This is a genomic window from Rhodococcus sp. MSC1_016, assembly GCF_023667485.2.
Lineage (GTDB): Bacteria > Actinomycetota > Actinomycetes > Mycobacteriales > Mycobacteriaceae > Rhodococcus_F > Rhodococcus_F oxybenzonivorans.
Genome location: NZ_JAMOZI020000001.1, coordinates 957,014 through 982,377, shown reverse-complemented (window position 1 = coordinate 982,377; position 25,364 = coordinate 957,014). Strand labels below are relative to the sequence as shown.

The 25,364-nt window shown below is 66.3% G+C and carries 38 protein-coding genes and 1 pseudogene; 32 read left to right on the top strand and 7 right to left on the bottom strand.

Annotated features, from left to right (window positions below; translation table 11 throughout):
- Positions 1-5: 5 nt before the first annotated feature.
- The 6 genes from L1080_RS04595 to dapE form a co-directional block, all read right to left on the bottom strand.
- Positions 6-962, bottom strand: coding sequence for a glucosyl-3-phosphoglycerate synthase (locus L1080_RS04595; protein WP_250768660.1), 957 nt, complete (start codon positions 960-962; stop codon positions 6-8).
- Positions 959-1,858 (bottom strand): dihydropteroate synthase, encoded by a 900-nt coding sequence (folP, locus tag L1080_RS04590; protein ID WP_109335250.1) that lies wholly within the window; start codon positions 1,856-1,858, stop codon positions 959-961. Before folP ends, L1080_RS04595 begins: the two co-directional genes overlap by 4 nt.
- Before the next feature lie 96 nt (positions 1,859-1,954).
- Positions 1,955-3,730 carry a long-chain-acyl-CoA synthetase gene (locus tag L1080_RS04585; protein ID WP_250768657.1) on the bottom strand — a complete coding sequence of 592 codons (1,776 nt, stop codon included), beginning with the start codon at positions 3,728-3,730 and terminating at the stop codon, positions 1,955-1,957.
- 85 nt (positions 3,731-3,815) lie between these two features.
- Positions 3,816-4,373 (bottom strand): LOG family protein, encoded by a 558-nt coding sequence (locus L1080_RS04580; protein ID WP_250768654.1) that lies wholly within the window; start codon positions 4,371-4,373, stop codon positions 3,816-3,818.
- Complete coding sequence (locus L1080_RS04575) at positions 4,373-5,173, bottom strand: LOG family protein (RefSeq protein ID WP_159925414.1); 801 nt, start codon at positions 5,171-5,173, stop codon at positions 4,373-4,375. The genes L1080_RS04580 and L1080_RS04575 overlap by 1 nt, the downstream gene beginning before the upstream one ends.
- Before the next feature lie 42 nt (positions 5,174-5,215).
- Positions 5,216-6,289 (bottom strand): succinyl-diaminopimelate desuccinylase, encoded by a 1,074-nt coding sequence (gene dapE, locus L1080_RS04570; RefSeq protein WP_250768651.1) that lies wholly within the window; start codon positions 6,287-6,289, stop codon positions 5,216-5,218.
- 167 nt (positions 6,290-6,456) lie between these two features.
- Here dapE and dapD point away from each other — a divergent pair.
- The 3 genes and pseudogenes from dapD to L1080_RS04555 all read left to right on the top strand — a co-directional run.
- Positions 6,457-7,281: pseudogene (dapD, locus tag L1080_RS04565) on the top strand (2,3,4,5-tetrahydropyridine-2,6-dicarboxylate N-succinyltransferase); the annotation flags it as partial.
- Between the two features lie 42 nt (positions 7,282-7,323).
- On the top strand, positions 7,324-8,682 hold the full coding sequence (locus L1080_RS04560; RefSeq protein WP_250777328.1) for a recombinase family protein: 1,359 nt from the start codon (positions 7,324-7,326) through the stop codon (positions 8,680-8,682).
- 153 nt (positions 8,683-8,835) lie between these two features.
- Entirely contained in the window at positions 8,836-9,108 is a 273-nt protein-coding gene (locus tag L1080_RS04555) for a helix-turn-helix domain-containing protein (protein WP_250777331.1), read from the top strand.
- Here L1080_RS04555 and L1080_RS04550 read toward each other — a convergent pair.
- Entirely contained in the window at positions 9,105-9,359 is a 255-nt protein-coding gene (locus L1080_RS04550; protein WP_250777336.1) for a helix-turn-helix domain-containing protein, read from the bottom strand. The two genes, L1080_RS04555 and L1080_RS04550, sit on opposite strands and share 4 nt — an antisense overlap.
- A gap of 154 nt (positions 9,360-9,513) precedes the next feature.
- On the opposite strand from L1080_RS04550, the gene L1080_RS04545 reads away from it, so the two are divergent.
- The 29 genes from L1080_RS04545 to L1080_RS04405 all read left to right on the top strand — a co-directional run bounded on the left by L1080_RS04545 (position 9,514) and on the right by L1080_RS04405 (position 25,361).
- On the top strand, positions 9,514-9,717 hold the full coding sequence (locus L1080_RS04545; protein ID WP_250777339.1) for a helix-turn-helix domain-containing protein: 204 nt from the start codon (positions 9,514-9,516) through the stop codon (positions 9,715-9,717).
- Positions 9,714-9,887 carry a hypothetical protein gene (locus L1080_RS04540; RefSeq protein ID WP_250777342.1) on the top strand — a complete coding sequence of 58 codons (174 nt, stop codon included), beginning with the start codon at positions 9,714-9,716 and terminating at the stop codon, positions 9,885-9,887. The genes L1080_RS04545 and L1080_RS04540 overlap by 4 nt, the downstream gene beginning before the upstream one ends.
- 40 nt (positions 9,888-9,927) lie before the next feature.
- Positions 9,928-10,149 (top strand): hypothetical protein, encoded by a 222-nt coding sequence (locus L1080_RS04535; protein WP_250777346.1) that lies wholly within the window; start codon positions 9,928-9,930, stop codon positions 10,147-10,149.
- A gap of 125 nt (positions 10,150-10,274) precedes the next feature.
- Complete coding sequence (locus L1080_RS04530; protein ID WP_250777349.1) at positions 10,275-10,637, top strand: hypothetical protein; 363 nt, start codon at positions 10,275-10,277, stop codon at positions 10,635-10,637.
- The gene (locus L1080_RS04525) at positions 10,637-10,870 is read left to right on the top strand and encodes a hypothetical protein (protein ID WP_250777351.1); all 234 of its coding nucleotides are present in this window, start codon (positions 10,637-10,639) and stop codon (positions 10,868-10,870) included. The genes L1080_RS04530 and L1080_RS04525 overlap by 1 nt, the downstream gene beginning before the upstream one ends.
- Before the next feature lie 193 nt (positions 10,871-11,063).
- Positions 11,064-11,321: a hypothetical protein gene (locus L1080_RS04520; RefSeq protein WP_250777353.1), complete on the top strand. Its 258-nt coding sequence runs from the start codon at positions 11,064-11,066 to the stop codon at positions 11,319-11,321.
- 53 nt (positions 11,322-11,374) lie between these two features.
- A complete protein-coding gene (locus tag L1080_RS04515; RefSeq protein WP_250777355.1) occupies positions 11,375-11,623 on the top strand; it encodes a hypothetical protein in 249 nt (82 codons plus the stop codon).
- Positions 11,620-11,784, top strand: coding sequence for a hypothetical protein (locus L1080_RS04510; protein WP_250777357.1), 165 nt, complete (start codon positions 11,620-11,622; stop codon positions 11,782-11,784). The genes L1080_RS04515 and L1080_RS04510 overlap by 4 nt, the downstream gene beginning before the upstream one ends.
- Positions 11,784-12,512, top strand: a complete 729-nt coding sequence (locus tag L1080_RS04505; protein ID WP_250777359.1) for a hypothetical protein — start codon at positions 11,784-11,786, stop codon at positions 12,510-12,512. The genes L1080_RS04510 and L1080_RS04505 overlap by 1 nt, the downstream gene beginning before the upstream one ends.
- Positions 12,509-12,709: a hypothetical protein gene (locus L1080_RS04500; RefSeq protein WP_250777361.1), complete on the top strand. Its 201-nt coding sequence runs from the start codon at positions 12,509-12,511 to the stop codon at positions 12,707-12,709. The genes L1080_RS04505 and L1080_RS04500 overlap by 4 nt, the downstream gene beginning before the upstream one ends.
- Positions 12,706-12,957 (top strand): hypothetical protein, encoded by a 252-nt coding sequence (locus L1080_RS04495; protein WP_250777377.1) that lies wholly within the window; start codon positions 12,706-12,708, stop codon positions 12,955-12,957. The genes L1080_RS04500 and L1080_RS04495 overlap by 4 nt, the downstream gene beginning before the upstream one ends.
- Positions 12,954-13,214 (top strand): hypothetical protein, encoded by a 261-nt coding sequence (locus L1080_RS04490; RefSeq protein WP_250777380.1) that lies wholly within the window; start codon positions 12,954-12,956, stop codon positions 13,212-13,214. Before L1080_RS04495 ends, L1080_RS04490 begins: the two co-directional genes overlap by 4 nt.
- Positions 13,215-13,305: 91 nt before the next feature.
- Positions 13,306-13,725 (top strand): hypothetical protein, encoded by a 420-nt coding sequence (locus L1080_RS04485; protein WP_250777384.1) that lies wholly within the window; start codon positions 13,306-13,308, stop codon positions 13,723-13,725.
- Positions 13,725-14,474, top strand: coding sequence for an alpha/beta fold hydrolase (locus L1080_RS04480; RefSeq protein ID WP_250777387.1), 750 nt, complete (start codon positions 13,725-13,727; stop codon positions 14,472-14,474). The genes L1080_RS04485 and L1080_RS04480 overlap by 1 nt, the downstream gene beginning before the upstream one ends.
- 2 nt (positions 14,475-14,476) lie before the next feature.
- Complete coding sequence (locus tag L1080_RS04475) at positions 14,477-14,758, top strand: hypothetical protein (protein ID WP_250777390.1); 282 nt, start codon at positions 14,477-14,479, stop codon at positions 14,756-14,758.
- An 80-nt stretch (positions 14,759-14,838) separates the two neighbouring features.
- On the top strand, positions 14,839-15,441 hold the full coding sequence (locus L1080_RS04470) for a hypothetical protein (protein ID WP_250777393.1): 603 nt from the start codon (positions 14,839-14,841) through the stop codon (positions 15,439-15,441).
- Positions 15,441-15,764, top strand: a complete 324-nt coding sequence (locus tag L1080_RS04465; RefSeq protein ID WP_250777396.1) for a DUF4326 domain-containing protein — start codon at positions 15,441-15,443, stop codon at positions 15,762-15,764. Before L1080_RS04470 ends, L1080_RS04465 begins: the two co-directional genes overlap by 1 nt.
- Complete coding sequence (locus L1080_RS04460) at positions 15,761-16,168, top strand: hypothetical protein (RefSeq protein ID WP_250777398.1); 408 nt, start codon at positions 15,761-15,763, stop codon at positions 16,166-16,168. The genes L1080_RS04465 and L1080_RS04460 overlap by 4 nt, the downstream gene beginning before the upstream one ends.
- On the top strand, positions 16,162-16,455 hold the full coding sequence (locus tag L1080_RS04455) for a hypothetical protein (protein WP_250777401.1): 294 nt from the start codon (positions 16,162-16,164) through the stop codon (positions 16,453-16,455). Before L1080_RS04460 ends, L1080_RS04455 begins: the two co-directional genes overlap by 7 nt.
- Positions 16,452-16,952, top strand: a complete 501-nt coding sequence (locus tag L1080_RS04450; protein ID WP_250777403.1) for a hypothetical protein — start codon at positions 16,452-16,454, stop codon at positions 16,950-16,952. Before L1080_RS04455 ends, L1080_RS04450 begins: the two co-directional genes overlap by 4 nt.
- 104 nt (positions 16,953-17,056) lie before the next feature.
- The gene (locus L1080_RS04445) at positions 17,057-18,268 is read left to right on the top strand and encodes an HNH endonuclease (RefSeq protein ID WP_250777405.1); all 1,212 of its coding nucleotides are present in this window, start codon (positions 17,057-17,059) and stop codon (positions 18,266-18,268) included.
- Positions 18,261-18,629, top strand: a complete 369-nt coding sequence (locus L1080_RS04440) for a hypothetical protein (RefSeq protein WP_250777408.1) — start codon at positions 18,261-18,263, stop codon at positions 18,627-18,629. Before L1080_RS04445 ends, L1080_RS04440 begins: the two co-directional genes overlap by 8 nt.
- Positions 18,626-19,444: a hypothetical protein gene (locus L1080_RS04435; protein ID WP_250777422.1), complete on the top strand. Its 819-nt coding sequence runs from the start codon at positions 18,626-18,628 to the stop codon at positions 19,442-19,444. The genes L1080_RS04440 and L1080_RS04435 overlap by 4 nt, the downstream gene beginning before the upstream one ends.
- Before the next feature lie 519 nt (positions 19,445-19,963).
- Positions 19,964-20,245, top strand: coding sequence for an HNH endonuclease (locus tag L1080_RS04430; RefSeq protein ID WP_250777437.1), 282 nt, complete (start codon positions 19,964-19,966; stop codon positions 20,243-20,245).
- Positions 20,246-20,411: 166 nt separating this feature from the next.
- On the top strand, positions 20,412-20,849 hold the full coding sequence (locus L1080_RS04425) for a hypothetical protein (RefSeq protein ID WP_250777440.1): 438 nt from the start codon (positions 20,412-20,414) through the stop codon (positions 20,847-20,849).
- On the top strand, positions 20,846-22,438 hold the full coding sequence (locus L1080_RS04420; RefSeq protein WP_250777443.1) for a terminase large subunit domain-containing protein: 1,593 nt from the start codon (positions 20,846-20,848) through the stop codon (positions 22,436-22,438). The genes L1080_RS04425 and L1080_RS04420 overlap by 4 nt, the downstream gene beginning before the upstream one ends.
- Positions 22,439-22,451: 13 nt before the next feature.
- Complete coding sequence (locus L1080_RS04415) at positions 22,452-23,675, top strand: DUF935 domain-containing protein (protein WP_250777446.1); 1,224 nt, start codon at positions 22,452-22,454, stop codon at positions 23,673-23,675.
- Positions 23,672-25,000, top strand: coding sequence for a head maturation protease, ClpP-related (locus L1080_RS04410; protein WP_250777448.1), 1,329 nt, complete (start codon positions 23,672-23,674; stop codon positions 24,998-25,000). Before L1080_RS04415 ends, L1080_RS04410 begins: the two co-directional genes overlap by 4 nt.
- Entirely contained in the window at positions 24,993-25,361 is a 369-nt protein-coding gene (locus L1080_RS04405) for a DUF2190 family protein (RefSeq protein WP_250777451.1), read from the top strand. Before L1080_RS04410 ends, L1080_RS04405 begins: the two co-directional genes overlap by 8 nt.
- Positions 25,362-25,364: the final 3 nt, after the last annotated feature.

The window sequence follows — 25,364 nt, the reverse complement described above, 5'->3', positions numbered from 1 at the left end:
TTCCGTCAGGGGCACACGGTGTTCATCGGAGGACGATCCGTCAGAGCCACTTCCGTCGTCGTCGGGACGAACGAATCGCCGTCGACGAGGAACTGGGTGAGACCGGCCCCCGAATCCTCCACTCCACACCTTCGCATCATCGTGCCGATGATCTGCCTGCTCATCACACCGAGTTCGGACAGCGGGCGGTTGCGGTGCTTACGCACCCCCAGATTGACCTGGCCGATGGCGCCGAGGCCGAGGCGGTCGTAGGTGTCGAGCAGCAGCCCGATCTCGACGCCGTACCCCGGCGCGAAAGGCACCGCCGACAGCAGTTCGCGGGTGCCCGCGTATTCACCACCGAGCGGTTGCAGCACACTCGTCAATTCCGGCCGCAGAGCCGCCAGCAACGGACGCGCCACCAGTTCGGTGACACGACCCCCTCCGTTGGCATCCTCCGTCCCGCTGAGCCGCAACGGACGACGGTAGTAGCCCTTCACGAGATGGATGCCGTCGACGGTCAGCAGTGGTCCCAGCAATTTCGGCACGAAGGCGGGGTCCGGGTTGATCAGATCGGAATCGACGAAGGCGATGAGGTCGCCGGTGCTGGCGGCGACGGACCGCCACAACACCTCACCCTTGCCCGCCACCGGCGGGTACGCGGGCACAGCATCTTCGCGGCTGATCACGGTGGCGCCGGCCGACCGGGCGCGTTCGACCGTCAGATCCGTCGACCCGGAGTCGAGCACGATCAGCTCGTCGACCAGCCCGCCCAGCAAGGGGTGGATCGTGTCGACCACGGCCGCGACGGTCTCTTCCTCGTTGAGCGCAGGCAGGACCACCGACACAGTCCTGCCCGCCTTGGCTCGTTCGAGTTCGGCGATACTCCACGACGGCTGATCCCAGCTGTTCGCCTCCGCCCAGGTGCGAGGGGAGTCGACCGCCAGCATCGAGCGGGGCACGCCCGCCCCGACCGCGCTCATGCCAGCCCCCGCACCGTGCGGGCGGGTGCGCGTCTGCCCTGAATCGCGGCCACCATGTCCACCACTCGTCGAGTGGGGGCAACTTCGTGAACGCGGAAGACGCGTGCGCCTCCCGCTGCGGCCATCGCTGTCGCTGCCAATGTTCCCTCCAACCGCTCGGCGAGATCTACCCCTAGAGTCTCCCCGACGAAGTCCTTGTTACTGAGCGCCATGAGCACTGGCCACCCCGTATTTACAAGATCTTCCACTCGCCGCAACAACTCGAGCCCGTGATAAGTGTTCTTCCCGAAATCGTGGGTCGGATCGATGAGGATGGAGTCGGTGGGCACGCCCAGTCGAGCGGCTCTCTCGGCGGCAGTGACCACCTCCCGCAGGACGTCGGCCACGATGTCCGCATAGCGAACCCGGAACGGCCGGGTCCTCGGTACCGCTCCTCCCGTGTGCGAGCAGACGATGCCGGCTCCGGTCTCCGCGGCCACCTCCACGAGCGCCGGATCCGCGCCCGCCCAGGTGTCGTTGATGAGGTCGGCCCCCTCGGCGCGGGCCAGTCGCGCCACCTCGCTGCGCCAGGTGTCGACGCTGACGAGCAGCTCCGGGAAGCGTTCGCGGATGGCGGCGACGAACGGCACCACCCGCCGCGTCTCCTCGGCGGCATCGACGACGTCACCCGGCCCTGCCTTCACACCCCCGATGTCGACGAGGTCCGCGCCCTCGTCCACGGCGCGCTCGACCGCCGCCATCGCCGCCGAGTCGGTGAAGGTGGACCCGCGGTCGTAGAACGAATCGGGGGTCCGGTTGACGATGGCCATCACCAGCGCGCGGTCGGTGGCGACCGGTCGCCCGCAGAGCGTGGACGACGGGCAGTCCGGGGCGGGTGGTGTGTCTTCGTCGGCCATGTCACCCATATTGGCACGCAGCGGAATCGAACCACCCGTGAGCACTTCTCAACAGTGGGCTGTTAACAAGTACTCACGGGCGGCGGCGGCGCATCGTCACCCCCTGGGGAGCGCGCCCTTCGCGACTTCGTCGACATAACCCTCGTAGGACGGGCAGTATCCCTTGCTGCGTCCGGCGAGAACGAAGAGCCGGGCCGTGTCCTCCACGTCGTACCCTTCCTTGCGCAGTTCCACCTTGCGGCTCTTGAACGTCGACGTCTGTTCGAGGGAGTCGACGACGCGGACGAACAGTGGCACGGCGTACGACGGCAGCCGCTCGAAGAGGAGGGACGCCACCTCCCGGCCGTCGAACTTCTCGCCGTCACACAACGTCACGGCCGCCATACCCGCGCGCCCGTCCGTTCCCGGGATCTCGACCCCGTAGACGACGGCATGCTCGACCGCGGGGTGCGCGAGGATCGCCCCCTCGACCTCGGTGGTCGCCACGTTCTCGCCCTTCCAGCGGAAGGTGTCGCCGAGCCGGTCGACGAATGCGACGTGCGACCACCCCTGGCGGCGCACCAGGTCGCCGGTGTCGAACCAGCAGTCGCCGTCGTCGAAGCCGTCGCGAATCAATTTCTTGTCGGTCGCCTTTTCGTCGGTGTACCCGTCGAACGGCGCCCTGTCGGTGACCTTCGACAGCAGCAGCCCGACCTCACCGGTGCGCACTTTCCGCAGCCGGCCGTCGGAGTGGCGTTTCGGCGATCCGCTGTCCTCGTCGTACTCGACCACCGCGTGGGGAAGGGGACAGATTCCCGCGGTCTTGTCGAGGTTGAGGGCGTTGACGAAAGCGATGTTGCATTCGCTGGCCCCGTAGAACTCGGCCACCCGCGTGATGCCGAACCTCTTGGTGAACTCCGACCAGATTTCGGGGCGAAGGCCGTTGCCCACCATCAGCCGGATGGAGTTGTGCCGATCCTGCGAATCGGCCGGCTGGTTGAGCAGATACCGGCACAGTTCACCGATGTAGGTGAACGCCGTGGCACCGTTCAGTTCGACGTCTGCCCAGAAGTTCGACACGGAGAACTGTTTGCCCAGGGCAAGGGTGGCGCCCGACCCCAGCACCGAGGAGAGGGAGACCGTGAGCGCATTGTTGTGATAGAGCGGCAGGCAGCAGTAGAGCGTGTCGCTGCTACGCAGACGCACACCCATGTTGCCGAGGCCGGACATGCTCTTGAGCCAGCGGAAGTGGCTCATCAAGCTGGCCTTGGGGAGGCCCGTCGTGCCCGAGGTGAAAATATAAAAGGCCTTTTCCTTCGCCTGGATCTCCTCGCACACATCCGGGTCGTCCTGTTCGGCCGATTCCGCGAGCTGATCGAGGTCGTCGTAATACAGGACCGAGGACACCGCGGGTGGCTCGTCGAGGGAGTCCATGGCCTCACCGCAGGCCTCGGACACCACCAGCAACCGGCTGTTCAACAGCGCGATGCTGTGGGCGAGCACCTCACCGCGCTGGTTGTGGTTGAGCATGCCGGCGGTGGCACCGAGTTTCACCACCGCCAGTGCGATCAGCAGCGTCTCGGGCAGGTTCTTTCCGAGGATCCCGACGACGTCTCCGCGCGCGACGCCGAGGTCCGCGAGGGCGTGTGCGTAACGGTTGACGCGCGCATTGGCGGACGCGTAGCTGATCGATTCACCCTCGAATTTCAGGAAGGTGCGATCCGGGTGTGCCGCTGCCACCCGTTGGAAGACGAGACCGATCGATTCCTTCGCGTCCGGGGTGCGCATCAGGCCCCGGACACCCTTGGCCATGATCGGCAGTTCCGGGATCATCGCCGGCAGCCGCCAGGCAAGGTCGACCACACTGATCGTCGAACGTGCTTCAGAACGCATGACATCCCCTCAGGCCTGCAATATGAATCAGGTCACCTTACTGCACGGTAACAACCAGCGCCACGACGCCGGGGGGATGCGGATCTCAGACCACGCAGGCGTCGAGCGCAGCCTCGACGTCGGTCCGGACGAGCAGTCGGTCGAGGGCACGTTGGGCCACGAATCCGCCGCCGCGCAGGCTGTCCAGCCATTCCAGCAGCCCGGTGTAGTGCCCGACCGGGTCGAGCAGGACCACGGGTTTGTCGTGCATTCCGAGGTAGCCCGCTGTCCACGTTTCGAAGAGTTCCTCGAGCGTGCCGATTCCGCCCGGCAGCGTGATGAAGGCGTCCGCTCTGTCTTCCATCACCTGTTTGCGCTGCCGCATGGTGTCGGTCACGACGAGTTCGTCGGCGTCGACATCGGCGACCTCCCGGTGCACCAACGCTTTGGGGATGACACCCACCGTGTTGGCGCCCGCAGCCCTCGCCGCTTCGGCCACCGCGCCCATCATCGACACATTTCCGCCACCCGAGACGAGTTGCCAGCCCCGGGCGCCGATGTGGGTTCCGATCTGGCGGGCGAGTTCGAGGAAATGCTCACCGACCGGCCCGGAGGCACAGTAGACGCACACCGACAACGGCTCGGCTACAACACCTTTCGACATCACCACTGGTCCTCCGTGCCGGCCAGTGCGCCGTCGTCGACGCCCTGTTGCGCCTTGACGACGATCTGCACGGCCTCCTCGACACTGTCGGTCACGTGCAGCAGGTTCACATCCCCTTCGGAGATTTTGCCGGTCCGCTCGAGCGTGTTCCGAAGCCAGTCGACGAGCCCTGACCAGTACTCGGTGCCGAACAACACGATCGGGAAGCGGGTGACCTTCCGCGTCTGTACCAACGTCAGCGCCTCGAAGAGTTCGTCGAGAGTCCCGAACCCTCCGGGCAGGCAGATGAAAGCCTGCGAGTACTTCACGAACATCGTCTTACGCGCGAAGAAGTACCGAAAATTGATCCCCAGGTCGACCCACTCGTTGAGTCCCTGCTCGAAGGGCAGTTCGATGCCCAGGCCGATGGAGTAACCCCCGGATTCGCTGGCACCCCGATTGGCCGCTTCCATCACACCCGGGCCCCCGCCGGTGATGACGGCGAACCCTGCCTCCGCCAAGCCCGCACCCAGCGCCCGGCCCGCCTCGTACTCCGCATGGTCGACCGACGTCCGGGCGGAGCCGAACACCGTGACCGCCCGGGGCACCTCGGCAAGGGCACCGAAACCTTCGACGAATTCACTCTGGATCCGCAGCACCCGCCACGGGTCGGTGTGCACCCAGTCGGTCGATCCCCGCTCGTCCAGCAACCGCTCGTCGGTGGTCGTGGCCTCGTCCTTGCGGGCGCGCCTCAACTGGATCGGGCCGCGGTGCTTCACGGACGACGACTTGCGACCGTGATTGTTCTTCTCGGGTGCCATGCGCCCCAGGCTAACGGGTGGCCCGAGCCTCCGATCGAGCAGTCAGGACGCCGTCAAGTACGCCCGCAGGACGGTCGTGACGTCGGTAATCTGCTGCACGGGCACGTGCTCGTCCCGCTTGTGCGCAAGATTCGGGTCGCCCGGACCGTAATTGACGGCCGGGATACCGAGGGCCGAGAACCGGGATACGTCCGTCCACCCGTACTTCGCCCGGAACCGGCCGCCCGCGGCCTCGATGAGGGCGGCCGCCGCAGGATCGCTCAGCCCGGGTAGGGCGCCCGGCGAGAGGTCGGTGACCTCGAAACCGAGTTCGAGCCCGTCGAAAACCTCCCGGACGTGCTCGACGGCCTGCTCGGCACTGCGGTCGGGCGCGAAGCGGAAGTTCACATCCACCTCTGCGGCATCGGGGACCACGTTCCCGGCTACTCCGCCCGCGACCCGTACCGCGGACAGGCCTTCGCGGTACACACAGCCGTCGATGTCGACCGATCGCGCGGTGTAGTCGGCGAGGCGCTGCAGGACGGGTGCGAATCGGTGGATGGCATTGTCACCGAGCCATGACCGCGCCGAGTGTGCCCTCGTCCCGCGGGTCGTGAGGGTGACACGCAACGTTCCCTGGCACCCGGCCTCGATCTGTCCGGCCGTCGGCTCTCCCAGGATCGCCACGTCCGCCTGCAGCCATTCGGGCATCTCACGTTCGATCCGTCCGAGCCCGTTGTGGACGGCGGCAATCTCCTCGCAGTCGTAGAACACCAGTGTGAGGTCGTGCACCGGGTTCTCGATGGTGGCCGCCAAATGCAGGAACACCGCGTCACCCGACTTCATGTCGACGGTGCCGCACCCGTGCAGCAGGTCACCCTCCCGCCGCGACGGCACGTTGTCCGCGATCGGCACCGTGTCCAGGTGTCCGGCGAGCATCACCCGACTCGGAAGCCCCCGGTCGGTCCGGGCCAGCACGGCGTTTCCGTTGCGGACGATCTCGAATCCGTTCGTCTGGGTGCGCAGCGCGGACTCGACGACCTCGGCGATCACCGACTCGTCGTGCGAGACACTCGGGATATCCACCAGCGCGGCGGTGAGGTCGATGGGATCGGCATGCAGGTCCAGTGTGCTCACCCGTCCACCCTAAGCCGCGGCCACACACGGCGTGCCTTGCCGCTAGCCGGGACGCGTTGTCGTGCACGCTGCCGTAGCCGGCGCAGACCTGCAGGGTTTCCCGGGGACGACCCGTTGCCACGACCGCGGAGGGGCACCCCCCTGACCACCCAGTAACCTCTAGTGCCGTGAGCACACAGGGAGCATCAGCAGTAGGCATCGCCAACGTGACGGTCGGCGGCACGGTTCTCGACACCTGGTTCCCGGCGCCCGAGCTGGGCACCTTCGAGGAAGCGGGCACCGTCCGGGTCGAGGGTGGCGACATCCCGTCCGATCTGGCACTCCTCGCCGGACCCGACGAGGCGCGTGAGGTGGACCAGATCGTGGTCCGCACCACGATCACCGACCTCTCGGCGCCGCCCGCGGACGCCCACGACGCCTACCTCCGCCTCCATCTTCTCTCGCATCGCCTGGTCGCACCCCACGGTGTGAACCTCGACGGCCTGTTCGGGTTGCTGTCCAACGTGGTGTGGACCAACTTCGGTCCGTGTGCCGTCGAAGGATTCGAGAAGGTGCGTTCCCGTCTGCGGATCCGCGGCGTCGTCACTGTCTTCGGTGTCGACAAGTTCCCGCGCATGGTCGACTACGTGGTGCCCTCCGGTGTCCGCATCGCCGACGCCGATCGGGTACGCCTCGGCGCACACCTCGCCAGCGGCACCACCGTCATGCACGAGGGATTCGTCAACTTCAACGCGGGCACACTCGGTAACTCGATGGTCGAAGGCCGCATCTCCGCCGGTGTCGTCGTGGACGACGGATCCGATGTGGGCGGCGGCGCTTCCATCATGGGCACCCTGTCCGGTGGCGGCAAGGAAACCATCTCGGTCGGCAAGCGGTGTCTGCTCGGTGCCAACGCCGGTCTCGGTATCTCGCTGGGCGACGACTGCGTGCTCGAAGCCGGTCTCTACGTCACCGCAGGCACCAAGGTCACCGGCCCCGACGGCACCGTTGTTTTAGATACCGTAACCCTTGGTATTGCCATTAGACTGTAAGTCATGACCCGAGCTGTTGTCTACACACGCATATCCGCAGACCGCGAAGGTGCCGGCCTCGGCATCGAGCGGCAGCGTCAGGACTGCGAGGCGCTTGCCACTGCGCTCGGGTGGTCGATCGTCGAGACTTTCGCCGACAACGACATCTCGGCCTACTCGGGTAAGCCCCGGCCCGGATACCTCGCGATGCTCGATGCACTCGAGGCCGGCCGCGCCGACGCCGTGCTGGCCTGGCACGCAGACCGGTTGCATCGCTCGCCGGCCGAACTCGAGGGCTTCATCGACCTGTGCGACCGGCGGGGCGTTGTCGTCCGGACGGTGCAGGCCGGAGAAATCGACCTGTCGACGCCGTCTGGAAAGATGACCGCGCGCATCGTCGGTGCCGTCGCTCGGCACGAGATCGACCACGCAAGGCAGAGGATGGTCGCCGCGCACGCCCAGTCCGCGAAGAACGGCAGCGCCCACGGGCGCGTCCCCTTCGGCTACAAAGCGGTGCGCGTGGGGTCGAAGGTTGTCGACCGGGTCCCCGATGAGAAGCAGGCGCCTGTCGTCCGGGAGATCGCCCGACGCGTAATGGCCGGCGAATCGCTGTACTCGATCGCAGCCGACCTGACTGAACGCGGTATCCCGACCCCGGGGACCTCGCCCGCCTGGCGTGCGTCGATCATGAAGCAGATGATGGTTCGCCCGACCTATGCGGGCATGCGTTCGCATCACGGCACCGTGACGCCCGGCAGCTGGGAACCGCTGATCAGTCCCGAGGACCATGCCGTGATCGTGTCACTGCTCAACGACCCGAAGCGAAAGACACACCGTGGTGTCGCGCCGAAATACCTGTTGAGCGGGATCGCGAAGTGCGGTGTCTGCGGTGATCCGCTGTGGCGCCTGAAGTCCAATGGTCACAGCGCCTATGCCTGCGCGAAGAACCGTTGTGTCTCTCGTCGCGTGGAGCCTGTCGACACACTGATCGAGGCCGCGGTCATAAGTAAGTGTGAATCTATGTCTGGGATAGAAGATCTCGCTGACGACGGTGTGTTAGATGCAACACAGGAAGCGCGCAGACTGCGTACCCAGCTCGATTCCTTCGTCGACCGGGCCGCCGAGGGTGAACTGACCGCGTCGTCCCTCGCGCGTATCGAGGCGAAGCTGCTTCCCCAGATTCTGGCTGCTGAGCAGCGTGCGCAATCGGTTGTAAATCCGCTGGTGGCCGACCTCTTGGGCGCAAACGCGCAAGCACGCTGGAGCAAGATGCCCGTGGCGTCGAAACGGAGCGTAGTTCGCTCGTTGATGAACGTGACCATCAAGCCCGGCGGCCGCGGTAGAGTCTTTCGTCCCGAGTTTGTGCAGGTCGAGTGGCTGTAACTTACCTACCAGTAAGAGGTAACGGTGGGTCGGCGTAGCCGATACTCGCAATTGAACCGTAAACAAACGGTCAACAACCAGGCGTCAACGCGAACTTCCCCGGGGGGCGCCTCTGCTGCAAAGGGTAGAACGCCTCCTATGCCAAACTCCGTGATGACTGAATCAGCCCTGTCCACCCCGCCACGCGTCCGTCTCTCGCGGAACTCCGACCGCCGTGCTCTGGTGTTGGCGAGTTCCCTCGAGCCCGTGCCCGCCATTCTCAACGCAATGCGGAGTGTCGGCGTCGGGATCCACGAGTTGGCGGACGCCGTGGGCGAGACCGTTGCAGCCCTTCTGCGCTGGTTCGAGCGGCCGGGTTCAATGCCGCTCGAGGCCGTCGTCGCGATCGCCGAGTTCCTGGGCATCAGGCCGTCGGCACTGTTCTAGCCGCGGCCCTGCCGCTCCTCCGCCGCGGTCATCAGGCTGGTCACGCTCATGCCAACGGCCGCGGCGAGGAGGGCAATCTCCTCGACATCCATCGCCCGCTTCCCTTGCAGGATCTTCCCGACCGTCGATCGTGGGATGCCGGTCCGCTCGCTGACGTCTTCCTGGGTCAGCTCGAGCTGCTCGACCGCCTCGCGGAGCTCTTCTGCAACCGCGACGGTATAGCTACCTATTCGCCTAGGACTCTGTGCCATATGGAGCACACTACTCGCTCATAACCCTTGGTGCTCTATTTGGCGCACTGAGCCGCCTCCGCAAAACGTGACTTGCACCACTGTAATTCTGCTGTTGTCATTCTCCATATAGAGCAGTACTGTGCTCTATATGGAACAGCCGCAACCTCGGGCAGTGGCCGAAGTCGTCAAGGGCGCCCTTGACGAAGCTGGCCTCTCGTGCCGAGAAGTATCCCGCCGCACAGGAATTCCGCTCTCAACACTCGCCCAGCGAGTGAGCGGAAAACGACCTTTCAATCTCGACCAGTTCGCGCAGGTCGCGGAAGTGCTGGAGATGCGCCCCTCTGCTCTCTACAGCAAAGCGGAAGACGCACCGTGACCGTCAAATGGACCCCGGCGATGCAAGCCTGGCTCGACGAAACCATGAGCCGCGCAACCCCTCTCACCATCCTGCAAGAGGATTCAATCAAATCCGAATTCCGCAAGGTCAAGCTCGACCCCGAATCCCCCACCACACATAAGACAACCCCCAGCTGCGCGAACAACTGAGGGCCATCCCGATCCACTCCAACCACCCAGAAGGACGATCGTGATCAACCTTAAAGCACAACCGCGACTGACCGAGCACGACGTGCGGCAGATCGCACGCCAGGAAATCAAGCGCCACGCGTCAATGCAGGAAGTGGCCGTTTCGGAACCGACCACCGGAGGCCTTCGGGCCATGGTGGTCGACGGTTTCGAAGCCGCCTCGTTCGCAGTGAACATGGTCGCCGCTCTCGGCATCACCCTCGCGAAGTCGGTAGTCCGCTAGTCCCCCGGTGGCGGCAGGCAACAACGCGAATGTGGAGTTCCGTTGACCCGCACCAGATGTGCGATCCCGCCGCCACCGGCTTCCAACTCCCCCGCCGCGTGTTCCCTCAAGAAACGAGATTTGATATGCGTGAAACCGACCGTGAGTTCACCGAAGCCTCACGCGATGCGCTCCTCCTCGCCGTCCGGGAGCCGTCGACGATCCACTACATCCGAGACGACGAACTCCTCTCCGTCGCGCTCGAAGGCGAGCCCACCCCGATCTACGCCCTCACCCTCGCGGGCTTCGAGCGCGCATGCGATGACGCACTGGCGCTGTTCGACGCCCCCGCCGCAGCCGACGACGGGTATGCGCAGTTCGGTGGCGGCAATGATCCTGTTCGCGTGCCGTGGTGGAAGGCCATGGGATTCGTGTGCTGGTTCTGGTCCGGTACAGCGGCGCTCATCCTGACCGGCACCGGGTGGGCGTACGTGGCGGGCGCCGCCTGATGTCCTGGGATCTCGAAGGTAACCCGGTCGCTGACGGCTTCTGCCCCACGCACGCGTGGGCGCAGCTGCCGTGCGCCGAGTGCCCGACACCGCCCGCGCAGGACGTCGACGGCATGTACGCCACCTGCTCGGTGTGCACCGGCGAGTACATCGCCCTCGGCCAGACCGCGGCCGGACCCGGCACCTGCCCCAACTGCACCACCAGCTACGGCTTCGTTGGGGGTCTGCTGTGAGCACCAAACGCCATCGTTGTCCCGGGCACTGCGGCCGCGTTGTCCGGCACGGCCGGTTCGCCTGCGTCGAGTGCTGGGCCACCCTCCCGAAACACCTTCGCCTCCCGATCCTCTCGACCATGGGCAAACCCCCGTCGAAGTCGAGAACCGAAGCATGGGCGTCCGCAGCCGAATACCTGGGAAGTAGGAACCGATGACCGCTCCACTCGACGACGACGACCTCCGCGCACTGTCCACCATGCTCGGATCGCAGTACGCGATCCTCCGCATGCCCGGCGCCGGCGACTTCCCGTGGCACTCCGATGATGAGCTGGCAGCGGTTTGGCACACCGGATTCGGCATGGTCCGCGTTGCCGTCGATTCCTTCCTCGACCCAGAGACCGCGCTCGCCCTGGCCGCCGCCATCGCCGAGAAGGCCACCAACGCAATCGCCCTGAGGTCCGGCGACTGATGCCCGGCTCGCGGTGCAGGAAATGCAATCAGGAGATCGTGTGGGCGAAATCCATGACGCGTGACGCGTGGGTACCGCTCGACCCGTCGATGGACGCCGCCGGTTCCGTCCGCAAGCGCCGCGTCGATGACACCACGTACGCGCAGGTCCTCAGCGGCGACGAGCTCCACACCGCCGTCGCGAACGGTGAACTCCTGTGGGTCCTGCACCGCGACACCTGCAACGCATTCCGCCCAACCAACCCCATGCCCGCCCACGTCCGCGACGCCCTCCCCGCACGGCGCCGCACGTTCCGTTCATGAACGACGCGGCCCGCGCCGCCGACGAGTGGTGGCACACCCTCCCCGACGACCGCCGCGCCCAGATCCACCGGTGGGTCGACCCACCCATCACCAGCCCGCCGCCCGTCGCCGGGCAGTACGAACTCCCTATCCACGACAACGAACAAGGAGGTGACGACTGATGGCATCGATCCTCGTCGGAACCAACGACCTGCGCGCCGGACTGATCTCGGTCCTCGTCCACGCCTGCGTCGACCCCGAACTGCCCGGCCTGTGCCGGATCCGGCTCGACGTCGGCAAGGAGAACGTCACCGTCACCGCCACCGACCGCTTCACCGCCGGACTCGCCCTCGTCTCGGTGTTCTCCCACCTCGGGTACGACCTCGAAGAGACCGACATCCCGTGGGTCGAGATCATCGACCTCAGCGTCGACGACGCCCAGAAGATCCTCAGCATCTTCAAGGCAGGCAAGGACAAGGCCGACGAGCCCGAGTTCCTCCTTCGCATCGAGACCACCGACACCCACGTCACCGTCACCGACTCCTCCGGGATGATCGACGGCCGCGCACTGAAACTGCCGCGCCTCGCCGCCGACGACGCGTTCCCCGACCTGACCGACCTCTTCGCGAAGGTCCACCACGGCAAGCCATCCCTCCTCGAGGACATGGCAGTCGGTGGGAAACTCCTCGCCCGGTTCAAGGCCGCCGCCGCCTGCTACCGCGAGGCCCTCCTGATCGAAGCGACGACCAGCTCCCGCTCGCTCACCATCCGCTGCGGCGAAAGTTTCCTCGGTGTCCTCATGCCCGTGCACCTGGACGACGAGGCCCGCGACAAACAGAAGGCGTGGCGCGACGCCTGGACCGAACGCCTGCCCCTCCCCGCGTACGCCAACGACTCGGCCGAATCATGACCGCGCCCTCACTGTTCCCCGACTGCGTGCTCCCAGGCTGCGACCAGCCCGTTGCGAAGATCGGCGACACCTGCGACACCTGCCTGACAGCGTTCGGCGCGTTCCTCCGTCCCACCGAGGCCGCACTCACCGCCGACGAGATCGCCGAACGCGACCGCATCGTCGCCGCCACCTACGCAGCCAGGCGGACCCCATGACCATGTACGCCACACCCGAACGCGACGGCTCCGCAGTCACCGTGGTCCGCGCCTCCGGTGACCTCGTCTGCCTCAACTGCCCGTTGATCCCCGGCCGCGACAGCTACAGCCGATTCCGGGCCGCCGACATCCCCACGATGCTCGACCACCTCGACTTCCACCAGATCCTCGGCCAACACGTCCCGCCGGCCACCTTCCTCCGCCTGCGCACCGAGCACGCCGACAACTTCGAGAAAGGCCCCCGATGAATCCGCTCCGCACCCCACCGCATGCGCCCACCCGTGTCCGCGTAGCCCGCGAGCACCCGATCCCCGGCACAGACCGCACGTTCACCGAGTTCATCCCGTGCCACACGATGTACGGCGGGCACGACGGCGAAACCCACTGGTGGGCAATCCGCACCGTCACCGACGAATGGATCCGCCCGACCGACACCATCACCCACGACCCGATGCCGAGCGACTACGCACTCAGTCGCTACACCGCATCGGCGGTGACCGCATGAAGAACGCCGTCCGCACAGTCCGCAACGGGCTCATCTGGGGCCTAGCCGGATGGGTCGCATTCATCGCGTTCCTCGTGTGGGTGATGCCGACATGAGCACCGAACCAATCGACCTCGACGCCGCCCAGACCCTCGCCGACGCAGCAACGCCCGGGCCGTGGACTGCCATCACCTCAGGCATAGCCAACGGAGACCACTGGTACATCTGCGACGGAGGCGAGTCAATCGCCATGATCTCCGCGAACGACGGCATCAACGAAGACCAGCGGGAACCTGACGCCGAGTTCATCGCCCAGGCGCGCACCCTCGTCCCCGCGCTGATCGACGCGTGCCGAACGCTGCTCGACGCAGCCTCGGCGGGAATCGCCGCCGAGTCGAAGCTGATGACGATCCGCCAGCTCGCCATGGCACCTCGGTACATCGGCCGCGGCTGGGGCGGAGGTCCGCTCAACGAGCAGAACTATGTCGTAACCGCCACCGAGGTGCTCAACATCATCGAAGGCGGTCAGTGATGATCACAGTGCTCCGCTGCCGTGGCATCGGCGAGGCCCGACACGACAACATGCTGTCGCAGGTCACCCGACATCTAGACCCAGCACGTTTCCGGGCCCGCGAGGTCCCATGGGAAGCCACCTACGGCCCGATCGGCGGCGGCCCCGGCGGCGTCAGCTACGGCCGTGCCCTCGCCAATGGTCGGAAGCTGCTGATCGACACGATCCGCGCTGACCCGTACCCCGTCGTGCTGCTCGGCTACTCCGGTGGTGCTGCATTGGCCGGCAACGTCGCCGCCGAGATCGCTCTCGGGAACTGGAAGGAACTCGACGTCCGCGGCGTCGGCCTGGTCTCCGACCCCCTGACCCCGAAGGTGGTCAACCGTGAGGGCTGGGGCATCGCAGGCAGCCGATGGATTGGCTCAGCCTTCCCCGTCTGGCACATGTCCGATCCTGCCGATGTGATCGCTCGGTGCCCGGCCGACTCGCCGTTGCGGACGATCGCCGATCAGTCCGCGGCCTTCGCGCTCGGCGACCTGCGGTCTTGGGGCTGGGATCTGATCGACCGGTTACGACAGAACCGCTGGCAGGCAACGATCGCGGACTGGCGCAACACCCGCGAGGTGTGGCGGACATACGGGAAGGCGATCGACGACGCCCGTGGCTACCTCACCGGTGACCACACGAGCTACGACACCCGCCTGCACCCCGGCAGCACGCGCACCTACTGCGAGTGGCTCGCCGACCGAATCAACGAAGTCAGGGAGTGACCATGGCCGACACGTACTGGAACGGCGAGCCCGCACACGCTACTCGCGGCACGGCGGTCGTCGCTGACGCGCCCGAGTTTCCGCAGTACTGGGCACGGACCGAGGGCATTATCGGGCAACGCATCCCCGTCGTCCTGGTGTCGTATGGCGACTGGGAGTACATCCTCGACAACCGTCGAGGGCAGGCCTGGGACAAAGTCACACGTGGCAACGGCTCTCCGCGCTACGGCCACGCAGACGTGGGGATCGAGCCGAACTCATTTGTAATGGAGGGGCTGTCATGAGCCTCGGCATCGAACGAGCCCGCGAGCAGAAGGGCCGCGGCAGCCACACTGAGCAGTGCGACCGTGGCATCGCGATGGCCGTGCGCGAGATCGACGAGCTGCGCACCGAGAACAAGTCGCTCCATGCACAGCTCGAGCAGATACAGCACGGCTGGTCGTCACCGATCGCCCGCTCGTCCCGATGGGCCGAAGAGCCGATCCCGTACCCGCGTCGGACGAACGACCTCTATGCGATTCAGTGCGACTACTTCCGTGCCATCGAGTGCTCAAGCACTGGGCCTACACCGGAGGAGCGCGCCGATAAGTACGAGGCGGTCTTTCATGCGGCGATGCAGCTGGTCTACGAGGTGACGCATCTTCGCGCTGACATGACGGCCGCGAACAAGGTGATCGCAGAGCGGGACGCCGAGAACACGAAGCTGCTCGCCGTCGTCGACCAGTACAGGCAGGAGCGGGACGAGGAGCGGGAGAAGGTCGCATCTCTGACCAAGGAGCTGCTCGGCTACCGCGACGAAAAGTCTTTCGACGAGGAGTGGAACCGTCGCGTCGCCGTCAGCAACGTCCGGTGCTTGTACTGCGACCTCAGGTACGGCGAGCGCGAGCAGTACGGGTGCGTCGACAGCAGTGTGCCACATGCCTACTCGGACGACGAGCTGCGCGCCGCAAGAGAAGGCGGTGAGTGATGCCGCAACGTATCCAGCGGAAGCGCACGAAGGGCTGGCGGATGCCCGAAGGGGCTGTGTACGTCGGCCGCCCGACCAAGTGGGGGAATCCATATCGACCCGGTGGGCTCACATTCCTCAGTGGAAAGAAGGTCGGCCAGAAGGCTGACGCCGGCGACGTGACTCGGATGTTTCGCAACGCCATCGAGAAGGGGCGAGACAACGGCGCCCTACTCCAGATGATCCGGGACGAACTAGGAGGCCGAGACCTCGCGTGCTGGTGCCCGCTCGACCAGCCGTGCCACGCCGACGTCTTACTCGAGATCGCGAACGGAGAAGCATGACCACCCTCACCGAAGCCCAGCGCCTGCTCCTCGGCGAGCTGGAGTCGTGGCAGATCCTCGCCCTGGCCGACGCGCCGGAGTACTGGTGCAAGCACATCCGCGACGGGCAGGGCGGCGGCACCGCGCGTAACGAGGAGTGGCGCGCGGTTGGCGTGTACCGCCAGACGTACTCGTGGGGTCTCGCTATGACGACGTCCGGTGACTACATGCACGAGCGGAAGCGGGACGACCCGGCGCACGCCGCCGCGATCACGTGGCGGGAGATCACGCGGTGGGTCGAGCATCTGCCGCCCGAGCTGCGCGCTGAAGCACGGCGTCAGCGGAAGGGTGACGACGACGCGGTTCGTGCCGTCGTCGACCAGCTCCTGGCGCACAGCGAGGCCGAGCAGGGGGCGCTGTGGTGATGCCGCAAGAGCAGGACGAACCGATTCCGTGGGGTAGTTGCTTGTACCGCAATCCCGCCGTTAGGCAGACGACGACGGTCGTATTCAGCGCCGCAGAGGTGTGGGCGATGGATCAGGGATTGCGTCGGGCGCTGCTCGGCGCGCGTGAGCCCGTTTGGGTGCAGGGCGAGAAGCCGCTGACACCGCAGGAGCGTGCGCTACCCCGTCCGAGCACCACGCCACCGATGTGGGCTCAGCAACCGCAGCGGTCGAAGCGCGATCGACGATCCACGAGGAGGGTCAAGTGACCAAGAGCAACGAAGTGAAGAAGGCCCAGATCGACCAGTTCGAGGCCGACTTCCCGCCCGTCCGCGAGTGGGAGGAGCCTGCAACGGGCGGTAAGCCCGAGTACGCCCTCGAAACCGACTGCGTGAAGCGCGTCATCACCGGGAAGCTCGCTGAGGACATCCGGGCGAAGCTGGGCGCGGATCCGGCAGCAGAGGTCACCGTCACCGAGCGGAACCATCACGGGCACTACTCGACACTCACCCGCGACGACGACTTCGACTGCCTCATCGAATGTTCCGGCGTCTCGAAAGAGCTGTACAGCCACTGGGCGGAGTGGAACAGCCTGCCGACGATCATCGAGTGGCTGACCGAGCCTGAACGCGCCCCGGTGATCCCCACCGAGCCTGTCGAGGTGCCCGAGGCGTACCTGTGGCCGAAGCGGCAGGCAGATCTGAGCGAGGCCTTTCTCGCAGCGCTCCAGGGCTTGCCCGTCGAGGACGGGAAGGACCAAGTATGACCAGCCGTGCCCCTCCGGCCTTCCATGCCCCAGGCCCATCGATTCCACCGTGAGGACGTAACGAATGATGCTCTCCGCTCTCAACTTCCGCGACCGTCAGGTAGGTGGCTGACGTGCCGTGGGTGCGGTGGGGCGACACGTCCGCGAACCATCCGATCGTCCTCTCAGTCCTCGAGCACGAAGAGTGCGACGACCGACTCGTCAACGAAGTCCACGGCTTCATCAGCCGATGCTCAGCGCAGGCAGGCGCACACACAACCGACTACGTCGTTACCCGCGGTACAGCGGTTCTGATGGCTGGTCCGTCCCGTGTGAACGTCATGATCGCCGTCGCCATCTTCGCGGGCTACATGTCCGAAATTGAGGTCGACGGCCGCACCGCGTACAAGCTCATCGACGATGACCACGACTTCCTGCACCTTCGGCTGAAGGAAGAGATCGACTGGGAGAAGCAGCGCAAGTCCGACAACTCCAATCCCGCCCTGATCGTCCCCGTACGCCTCCGCGACGGTGACGCATGCCGGTGGTGCGGAAAAGTCGTCGACTGGTCCGCCAAGACAGGCGGACGCGCAGGGACATACGACCACCTCGTCCCCGGCCAGGGCGCGACGATCGACACCTACGTCGTGTGCTGCCGCAGCTGCAACGCCTCGAAGGGTAAGGGCGCACACCCCGAGAAGCACCCCACGCTCCTCGGTGTGCCCGTGCATCCGTACTTCTCCCGCCACTCGATCGACTGGCTCACCGAGAACAACTGGCGCAAGGACCAAGGTCTGCCAGTCCCGCCACGTCCCCGCAAGGTCGTAGCCCCCGGAACACCGGCCCCCGGCACCCAGCCGCCGGCCACCACGAAGACGCCCGGCCAGAGCCCCGCCACGGCGGCGAGTTCGGCCACCACAGGAGAGCGACCCGACAACCAGTCGGGGCACGCGGGCACACCCGATCAGACCAGCACCACGCACGGCTCTGACACTCCTGCACAGCGAACCGACACCATGTCGGCGACCGCGGCATCTTCCGAGCGACCCGACCACGTGTCGGCGACCGCCACCACTACCGGGGCAGACCAGCACGAACACCAGTCCTGGCAGGACCCTGACAAGACGCCGCAAGATCCGATAAGAGCGCAGACTGCAAATCCTGTCGGAACCGGTCGGGGCGGGTCGGGGCGGGACGGGTCGGGACGGGACGGGAGCCCAGCTCTACCCCCACCCTCTGATAGCCGATCTGCAAACCCTCGGAAGTCCTCACGTGGTCGCAGACGTCGTAAACCACGCTCCTCTCAGAACCTGACCCGCGGGAGAACCAATGACTGACCTCACCCCCGCAGAGATCCACCAACTCGATTCCCGGGCACTCGAACTGGTCGGCATCGTCCACGGCGGCGGCGGCCCCGCTGAGGTAGCAACCCTCGTCCGAGGACTCACCCCACAGCAGCTCACCGGCATAGCGATCTCCTGCGCCGCCATGGTCGACCCGGACAAGCAGATCGGCCAGCTCCTCGAATGGATGAACCGCGACGACCCGTCCGAGGGCTGGACGTCCGACGAGCTGAAGGACGCCCACACCAAGTACGGCCGCGGGGTCCGCACCCCATCCGTCGTGAACGGCGAGCGGATCTATCAACGCCTGCGCAAGCGCAACAACCGGACGAGGGAAGGCAGCACCCGCGCATGAAGAAGACCACCGTCCACTCCGTCGTCCAGGACCTCGCCTACCTCGAAGAGGCGTGGCCGGCCATCGTGAACCTGAAGATCCCCGGCACGGCCCGATCATGGGTCGAGACACCCCGTCGTCGTGGTGTCCTCTCGGCCGCCGACCGGGAACGCCTCGGCAAGAAGGGCGTGCCCCGTCAGTCACCGGTTGACGTCGGCGTGCTCGACCTCCTCGCCCTGATCGCATCTCGGTCCGAGGACATCTGCCGCACCGTCGTCGAGGTAGCCGGACTCGGGCAGGCCGCACTCTCGGGGGAGCAGGCCCAGTGCAAGCCATGGGCGTGGCTCGACGCGACCGCCGTGACCGTGGCCATCGAATGGCACACCGCCCGATTCCTCCCCACCGCATCCGCCGCCAAGTGCCCCGTTCCGTGGTTGCTCGTCGCCCGGCTCTGGCTGTCTGCGGCACAGGAGTTCGACGACCGCACCGTGCCATGGGTCGCGGCAGAGATAGCCGGCCTCGTCGGGGCGGCGGCCCGACTGCTCGGCGATGTGCGTGACGGCCAGGTCATGAACGGCATCTGCCCGTGGTGCGACGGACGAACCATCGGCGCCATCCTCGGCGGCGAACGCACGATGCAGATCGTCTACCCGGACCTCGACGACGAGTCCGACGAACCGGTGATCGTCTGCACGGGGGAGTACTGCGTACCACCGTCCTCGGCGTGCGGGATGCGCAAGGACGGGATGCCTGCCTGGCCCCGTCGTGAATGGGACTGGCTGTCGACCATGCTGCGCACACCAGGCGCCCAACTCGAAGAAAAGGCGAGCGTGTGATGGACACCGATACCAGCGTGTGGAGCCTTCACACCATCGAGTGCCAGGTATGCCGGTATCAACAGCGACAGGAGATGATCCGGCAGATCTTGGAGGCGACTCAGGAGCACCCGTGGTCGTTCACCATGTGGATACCCCGTATCCCGTTTGCCTGGCCGACGACACAGAAAGCGATCTGCGCATGACTACATGGCAGTGGATAACGTTCCCACCGAACGCCCTCACGGCAATCACAGCAGTTGGGCTCGCCTGCCTGACGGTCGCGGTCGTTCGAGACGAGGTGCGCTACTGGAGACGGCCGCGCACAGTAGACCGAGACACCGACAAGGAGACACGCCCATGATCCTGAGCCAGCTTGCTATGTGAGTTATCCACAGGCACAATGTCCCCAGTCGATCTCCCATGCCCAGGTTCGGGTGTGGGAGATCTTTCGTTGGAGGCGACGGCCATGCCCCTCCGCTCATTCGGCCCACCTGCTTGCCAGCCTCTGGCGCATGTGGTTCACCTGAGGAGGTACCGATGGGGACGAGCGCAGGCCGCAGCGGGCACCGATGGCGGACCATCCGCAACAACCTGAAGATGCAACGCAACCCGTGTTGGATCTGTAAGCAGCCGATCGACTATGACGCCCCTGCGAACCACCCGGAAGCGTTCGAGCCCGATCACTACTACCCGGTGAGCACGCACCCTCACCTGGCGAACGACCCGGGAAACCTCAGGGCTTCGCACAGCGAATGCAACCGCAAGCGGGGCAACCAACCTGCCCAAGAGGACGCCTGGGTGCAGGCCGAGGAGTGGTGAGAACGGGGTCTCAGGGCCCTGGCTGGCCGTGTGCGCCGTCCCGGTATAAACGCAGGTCAGAGGCCAGAAATCATCGACCCCCCCACCCTGCGGACCCTCCGCCGGTTCTGTCCAATATCGCGCGGAGAAGCCGAGCGATACATGTACAAAGAGGTGGTCATGACCCATGGCTGACGTCCACAATCGGACCCGTTACCTGGCCGGATGCCGCTGCGAGACCTGCAAGCTCGCGCAGAGCACCTACACCCGCGCCCGCCGGCAAGCTAAGAAGTCCGGGGTGGCCCAGCCCCGTGAGAACGTGGCACCGTCCCCGACCACCCCGACCCCCGCGGCACCCGGCCCGAGCGCACCGACCGACGAAGAATCGGTAGTGGCCGGCGTCCGGGAGGAGATCGCCGGATTCGTCGGCGCCGAGGATCACCCCGGACTGATCGCCACAGCGCTCGCACTGGCCCGCATCCTCGACACCCCGTCCGCGATCGCGCAGCACGCCGCCGCGGCCGGTCGGCTGATGGATCTGATGATCACGCTCGGCAAAAGCGGGAAGAAGAAACCCACGAAACTCGGCGAGCTTCGAAGGCTGGAGGGCGGTAAGTCGGCGTGAGAAAGTCAGCATTGCGCGGGTACACGACGCCCAGGATCTTCACCCCTCCGTTGCGCGAGCTGACGCCCAAGACCTCTCACGGATTCGCGTGCATCCGATTCGCCGAGGAGGTCCTCGGCCTGACCCTGCTGCCGTGGCAGAAGTGGCTACTGATCCATGCCCTCGAGCTGCGCGAGGACGGGCTCTACCGATTCCGTACCGTCATCGTCCTGGTCGCTCGACAGAACGGCAAGACGCTGGTCATGCTTGTCCTCGCGTTGTGGCACATCTACGTTCGCGGGTCGCGGACCGTGATTGGCACCGCGCAGGACCTGACCAACGCTGAGAAGGCGTGGGCTGAGGCCGTCGAGATGGCCGAGGCGGTTCCGGAACTCGCGGAGGAGATCGCTCAGGTCATCAAGCAGGCAGGCAAACAATCCCTGCGGCTCGAGTCCAACGAGCAGTATCGAGTGGCCGCTGCATCACGCCGCGGCGCCCGCGGCTTCTCCGGTGACCTGGTCCTGCTCGACGAGCTGCGTGAGCATCAGTCCTGGGACGCGTGGGGCGCGTCGACGAAGACGACGCTCGCCCGACCCGAGGCGCAGGTGTGGTGCTTCTCGAACGCTGGCGACGCGCTGTCGATCGTGCTGCGCTACCTGCGCGCCACCGCACACCAGGCGCTCGGCTGGCCGGATGGCAACGACGACGAGGCCGCGCTCGGCATGGTCGACGACCTCACCGAGGAGGACCTCCAGGACGGCGACTCGCTCGGCATCTTCGAGTGGTCCGCCCCGCCGAGCTCCCCACGCAACGACCGTGCGGGATGGGCGCAGGCGAACCCGTCGATGAACTACACCGAACTCGTCGAGAACGTCATCACCGAACGGGCCATCGCCGCGGCCATGCGCACCGACCCACTGTCGGTGTTCCTCGTCGAGGTGTTGTGCCGCTGGATCTCGACGGCGGACGGCGGCCCGTTCCCCGAGGGGAAGTGGGAGGCGACGCAGGACAACGAGGCGCGCCGCGCCCTGTGGGCTCGCCGAGTGCTCGCCGTCGACGTGTCGTGGGATCGCTCGATGGCGTACATCGCCCGAGCGGGCGTGAACACAGACGAGGTCCCGGTGGTCGATATCGCCGCCGCCCGCTCCGGTACGGACTGGGTGGTGCCGTGGCTGGTCGAGCACCGCGCCCGCTACGACGCGGTCACGCTGCAGGCCAAGGGTGCCCCGGTCTCGTCGCTTCTCGAATCGATCCGCAACGCGAAGCTCCCGGACGGGTCGGACGCCAACCTGCCGCTCGTCGAGTGGTCGGGCCCCGATCTCAGCCGCGCGACCGGCATCGCCTTCGACGCGGTCGACAAGGAGAAGGTCAAGCACCTCGCGCATCCAGGCTTGGACATGGCCGCGTCGACGGCACGAGCGAAGCCGATGGGCGACTCCTGGGTGATCGACCGCAAGAACTCACCCGCCGATGCGGCCCCGCTGATCGCGTTCTTCGGGGTCTTGTGGCTGCTCGGTCAGGGGCTGGATATCCGACCGGACCAGACGCCCACACAAGAAGACGCGCTCGATCCGTCCGCAATGGACGAACTCATAACCGCCGGATTCTAAGGAGGTGGCCTCCATGGCTGCGAAGGCCACGACCGCACCGATATCCGAAATCGGCTATGTCACCGAGTCGACGAACTTCTGGACCCCGGATCTCGAGACCACACCCGAACTGATGTGGCCGCTCTCGCTCGAGGTCTTCGATCGGATGGCCCGGCAGGACAGCCAGGTTCGCTCGATCCTGCAGGCGATCACACTGCCGGTGCGGCGCACGACGTGGCGGCTCGACCCGAACGGTGCGAGCCCGGAGGTAACCCAACTCGTCGCCGAGGACCTCCGGCTCCCGGTAGTCGGCGGAACTGACGGCCAGCCGAAGGGACGATCGCGGGGCCGGTTCTCGTTCCCCGAGCACCTCCGACTCGCGCTGCTCTACACGAAGTTCGGGAACATGTTCTTCGAGCAGAACTACCGGATCGACGAGCAGGGCCGAGCGCGTCTGCGCAAGCTCGCGCCCCGCATGCCCCGCACGATCTCGGAGATCACGGTCGCCCGCGACGGTGGTCTCGAGTCCATCCAGCAAGCCGGGGTCGACAAGCCGATCCCCGTCTCGCAGCTCGTCGCCTACGTGCTCGACGCCGATCCCGGTGACTGGCGCGGGAACTCGGTGCTACGCACGGCCTACAAGAACTGGCTGATCAAAGATCGCCTACTTCGCGTGCAGGCACAGACGATCGAGCGAAACGGGATGGGCGTCCCGGTCTACGAAGCGGGAGAGAAGGACGACCAGCCGCAGCTCGAAGCGGGTCAGAAGATCGCCACGTCCTACAAGGCCGGCGCCGCATCCGGTGCCGCGCTGCCGTACGGGGCGAAGCTGCGACTGCTCGGCGTCGAGGGCAACCTTCCCGACGCGCTGCCGGCCATCAACTACCACGACGACCAGATCGCGAAGGCGGTGCTCGCGCACTTCCTGAACCTCGGCAAGCAGACGGGGTCATGGGCCCTCGGCACGACGTTCGCCGATTTCTTCATCTTCTCGCTGCAGACCCTCGCCGATCAGGTGTGCGACACGTTCAACCAGCACGTCGTCGAGGACCTGGTCGACATCAACTTCGGCGAGGACGAACCGGCCCCACTGGTCGTGTTCGACGAGATCGGATCTCAGTACGCCGCAGTCGCCGACGCACTGAAAATGCTCGTCGACGCCGGACTGCTCGACCCGGACGAAGCCGTCAAGGCGGCCGTGCGTCAGGCGTACAGCCTGCCCGCGAAACCCGCCTCACCCGAAGGAGATACCGCGTGAACCGAAACGATCGGCGGCGGGTCCGCGCGGCGGCCAACAACCGCCGCGACTGGTACCGCATCCAGAACGCCGCCAACGAGGATGAAGGTCCCGCCGAGATCCTGATCTACGACGAGATCGGTTACAGCTGGTGGGGCGGGATCAGTGCCCAGGACTTCGCCAAGGATCTCAACGCCATCGAGTCCGACGAGATCACCGTGCGGCTCAACTCGCCCGGCGGCGACGTGTTCGACGGCATCGCCATCCTGAACGCGCTCCGCGCTCACAAGGCGCGCATCACCGTCTATGTCGACGGACTGGCCGCCAGCGCCGCCAGCTTCATCGCCATGGCGGGCGACGAGGTCGTGATGCGCCGCAACAGCGAACTGATGATTCACGACGCGTGGGGATTCTGCCAGGGCAACGCCGAGGACATGCACAAGATGGCGGCCGACCTCGACCGCGTCAGCGACAACATCGCCTCGATCTACTCCGACCGATCCGGCGGCACTGTCGAGGACTGGCGCAACGTCATGCGCCAAGAGGTCTGGTACTCGGACCAGGAGGCTGTCGACGCTGGCCTCGCGGACCGGGTCGACGGCAAGGTGGCCGAGGACGACGACGCGGTTGACGCGAAGGCGGCGTTCGACCTGTCGATCTTCAACTACGCCGGCCGACGAGCGGCCCCGCCACCGCCGATCGATTCCCGAAATCTTCGGCACGCCAATCGCGCCGAATCCCGCCCCGGTTCCACGCCGCGGGCATCCACCATCCCGGCCGCAACCCCGGCAGGGTCTACACAAGAAGGAGGCTCACCAGTGGCACTCACGCTGACTGACGAGCAGGAAACCTCCATCCGCGAGGCCCTCGGGCTTGCCGAGGATGTCGATGCCGACGCCATCGTGACGGCGATCGAGGATCTGGCCACCGCGCCCCCCGAGACCGACGCGTCCGCGTCCGCGTCCGGGACGGCCAACGCCAGCCGCACCGCTGCCCTTCCCGACGGCGTTGTCGCCGTCGATGCCGATCAGCTCGCGGCCCTCCAGGCGCAGGCTGCTCGCGGCGTAGCAGCGGCCGAACGGCAGGACCTCGAGGACCGGGAGCGGATCGTCAACGAGGCCGTGCGCGCCGGGAAGATCCCGCCCGCCCGGAAGAACCACTGGCTCAAGCAGCTCGAAGCCGACGCTGGTGCGGCCGACACGCTGAACTCGCTCGCTCCCGGTCTCGTTCCCGTGGGCGAACCCATCGGACACGGTAGCGACGCGTCCGAGTCCGACATGTCCGATGACGAGCTCGATGCCTTCGCGGCGCAGCTCGGCGTTTCGAAGGGGGCCCTCCGTGGCTGATTACCTGCCCAAGTTCACTGGCGGACAGAGCCAGCCGACTCGCACCGCTGGCGCCGGTGGCGTCACCGGGGGCCTGATGGTCACAGCTGCTGGCGTGACCGCTGGCGCCGGTGCTCTCGACTGGATCGGCATCGCGTCGCAGGACGCAGCGGTCGGTCAGCTGTTCGTCGCCTACAGCGGGGCCGTGCAGTACCCCACCGCTGCAGGTGCAATCGCCCAGGGCGCGCGTGTGAAGTGCGCGGCCAATGGCCAGGTTACGACTTGGGTCTCCGGCACCGACGTGCCTGACGCGCTGGTCGGCACCGCGCTGGAAGCAGCCTCCGGCGCTGGCGTCCAGTTCCCCGTCAAGTTCGCACGCTGAGAA

Excerpts from the sequence above, each read along its gene's own strand:
- L1080_RS04595 (WP_250768660.1), bottom strand. The coding sequence starts at position 962 with ATGAGCGCGGTCGGGGCGGGCGTGCCCCGCTCGATGCTGGCGGTCGAC.
- folP (WP_109335250.1), bottom strand. The coding sequence starts at position 1,858 with ATGGCCGACGAAGACACACCACCCGCCCCGGACTGCCCGTCGTCCACG.
- L1080_RS04585 (WP_250768657.1), bottom strand. The coding sequence starts at position 3,730 with ATGCGTTCTGAAGCACGTTCGACGATCAGTGTGGTCGACCTTGCCTGG.
- L1080_RS04580 (WP_250768654.1), bottom strand. The coding sequence starts at position 4,373 with ATGTCGAAAGGTGTTGTAGCCGAGCCGTTGTCGGTGTGCGTCTACTGT.
- L1080_RS04575 (WP_159925414.1), bottom strand. The coding sequence starts at position 5,173 with ATGGCACCCGAGAAGAACAATCACGGTCGCAAGTCGTCGTCCGTGAAG.
- L1080_RS04560 (WP_250777328.1), top strand. The coding sequence starts at position 7,324 with ATGACCCGAGCTGTTGTCTACACACGCATATCCGCAGACCGCGAAGGT.
- L1080_RS04555 (WP_250777331.1), top strand. The coding sequence starts at position 8,836 with ATGACTGAATCAGCCCTGTCCACCCCGCCACGCGTCCGTCTCTCGCGG.
- L1080_RS04550 (WP_250777336.1), bottom strand. The coding sequence starts at position 9,359 with ATGGCACAGAGTCCTAGGCGAATAGGTAGCTATACCGTCGCGGTTGCA.
- L1080_RS04530 (WP_250777349.1), top strand. The coding sequence starts at position 10,275 with ATGCGTGAAACCGACCGTGAGTTCACCGAAGCCTCACGCGATGCGCTC.
- L1080_RS04525 (WP_250777351.1), top strand. The coding sequence starts at position 10,637 with ATGTCCTGGGATCTCGAAGGTAACCCGGTCGCTGACGGCTTCTGCCCC.
- L1080_RS04520 (WP_250777353.1), top strand. The coding sequence starts at position 11,064 with ATGACCGCTCCACTCGACGACGACGACCTCCGCGCACTGTCCACCATG.
- L1080_RS04515 (WP_250777355.1), top strand. The coding sequence starts at position 11,375 with ATGACGCGTGACGCGTGGGTACCGCTCGACCCGTCGATGGACGCCGCC.
- L1080_RS04510 (WP_250777357.1), top strand. The coding sequence starts at position 11,620 with ATGAACGACGCGGCCCGCGCCGCCGACGAGTGGTGGCACACCCTCCCC.
- L1080_RS04505 (WP_250777359.1), top strand. The coding sequence starts at position 11,784 with ATGGCATCGATCCTCGTCGGAACCAACGACCTGCGCGCCGGACTGATC.
- L1080_RS04500 (WP_250777361.1), top strand. The coding sequence starts at position 12,509 with ATGACCGCGCCCTCACTGTTCCCCGACTGCGTGCTCCCAGGCTGCGAC.
- L1080_RS04495 (WP_250777377.1), top strand. The coding sequence starts at position 12,706 with ATGACCATGTACGCCACACCCGAACGCGACGGCTCCGCAGTCACCGTG.
- L1080_RS04490 (WP_250777380.1), top strand. The coding sequence starts at position 12,954 with ATGAATCCGCTCCGCACCCCACCGCATGCGCCCACCCGTGTCCGCGTA.
- L1080_RS04485 (WP_250777384.1), top strand. The coding sequence starts at position 13,306 with ATGAGCACCGAACCAATCGACCTCGACGCCGCCCAGACCCTCGCCGAC.
- L1080_RS04480 (WP_250777387.1), top strand. The coding sequence starts at position 13,725 with ATGATCACAGTGCTCCGCTGCCGTGGCATCGGCGAGGCCCGACACGAC.
- L1080_RS04475 (WP_250777390.1), top strand. The coding sequence starts at position 14,477 with ATGGCCGACACGTACTGGAACGGCGAGCCCGCACACGCTACTCGCGGC.
- L1080_RS04465 (WP_250777396.1), top strand. The coding sequence starts at position 15,441 with ATGCCGCAACGTATCCAGCGGAAGCGCACGAAGGGCTGGCGGATGCCC.
- L1080_RS04460 (WP_250777398.1), top strand. The coding sequence starts at position 15,761 with ATGACCACCCTCACCGAAGCCCAGCGCCTGCTCCTCGGCGAGCTGGAG.
- L1080_RS04440 (WP_250777408.1), top strand. The coding sequence starts at position 18,261 with ATGACTGACCTCACCCCCGCAGAGATCCACCAACTCGATTCCCGGGCA.
- L1080_RS04435 (WP_250777422.1), top strand. The coding sequence starts at position 18,626 with ATGAAGAAGACCACCGTCCACTCCGTCGTCCAGGACCTCGCCTACCTC.
- L1080_RS04430 (WP_250777437.1), top strand. The coding sequence starts at position 19,964 with ATGGGGACGAGCGCAGGCCGCAGCGGGCACCGATGGCGGACCATCCGC.
- L1080_RS04425 (WP_250777440.1), top strand. The coding sequence starts at position 20,412 with ATGGCTGACGTCCACAATCGGACCCGTTACCTGGCCGGATGCCGCTGC.
- L1080_RS04415 (WP_250777446.1), top strand. The coding sequence starts at position 22,452 with ATGGCTGCGAAGGCCACGACCGCACCGATATCCGAAATCGGCTATGTC.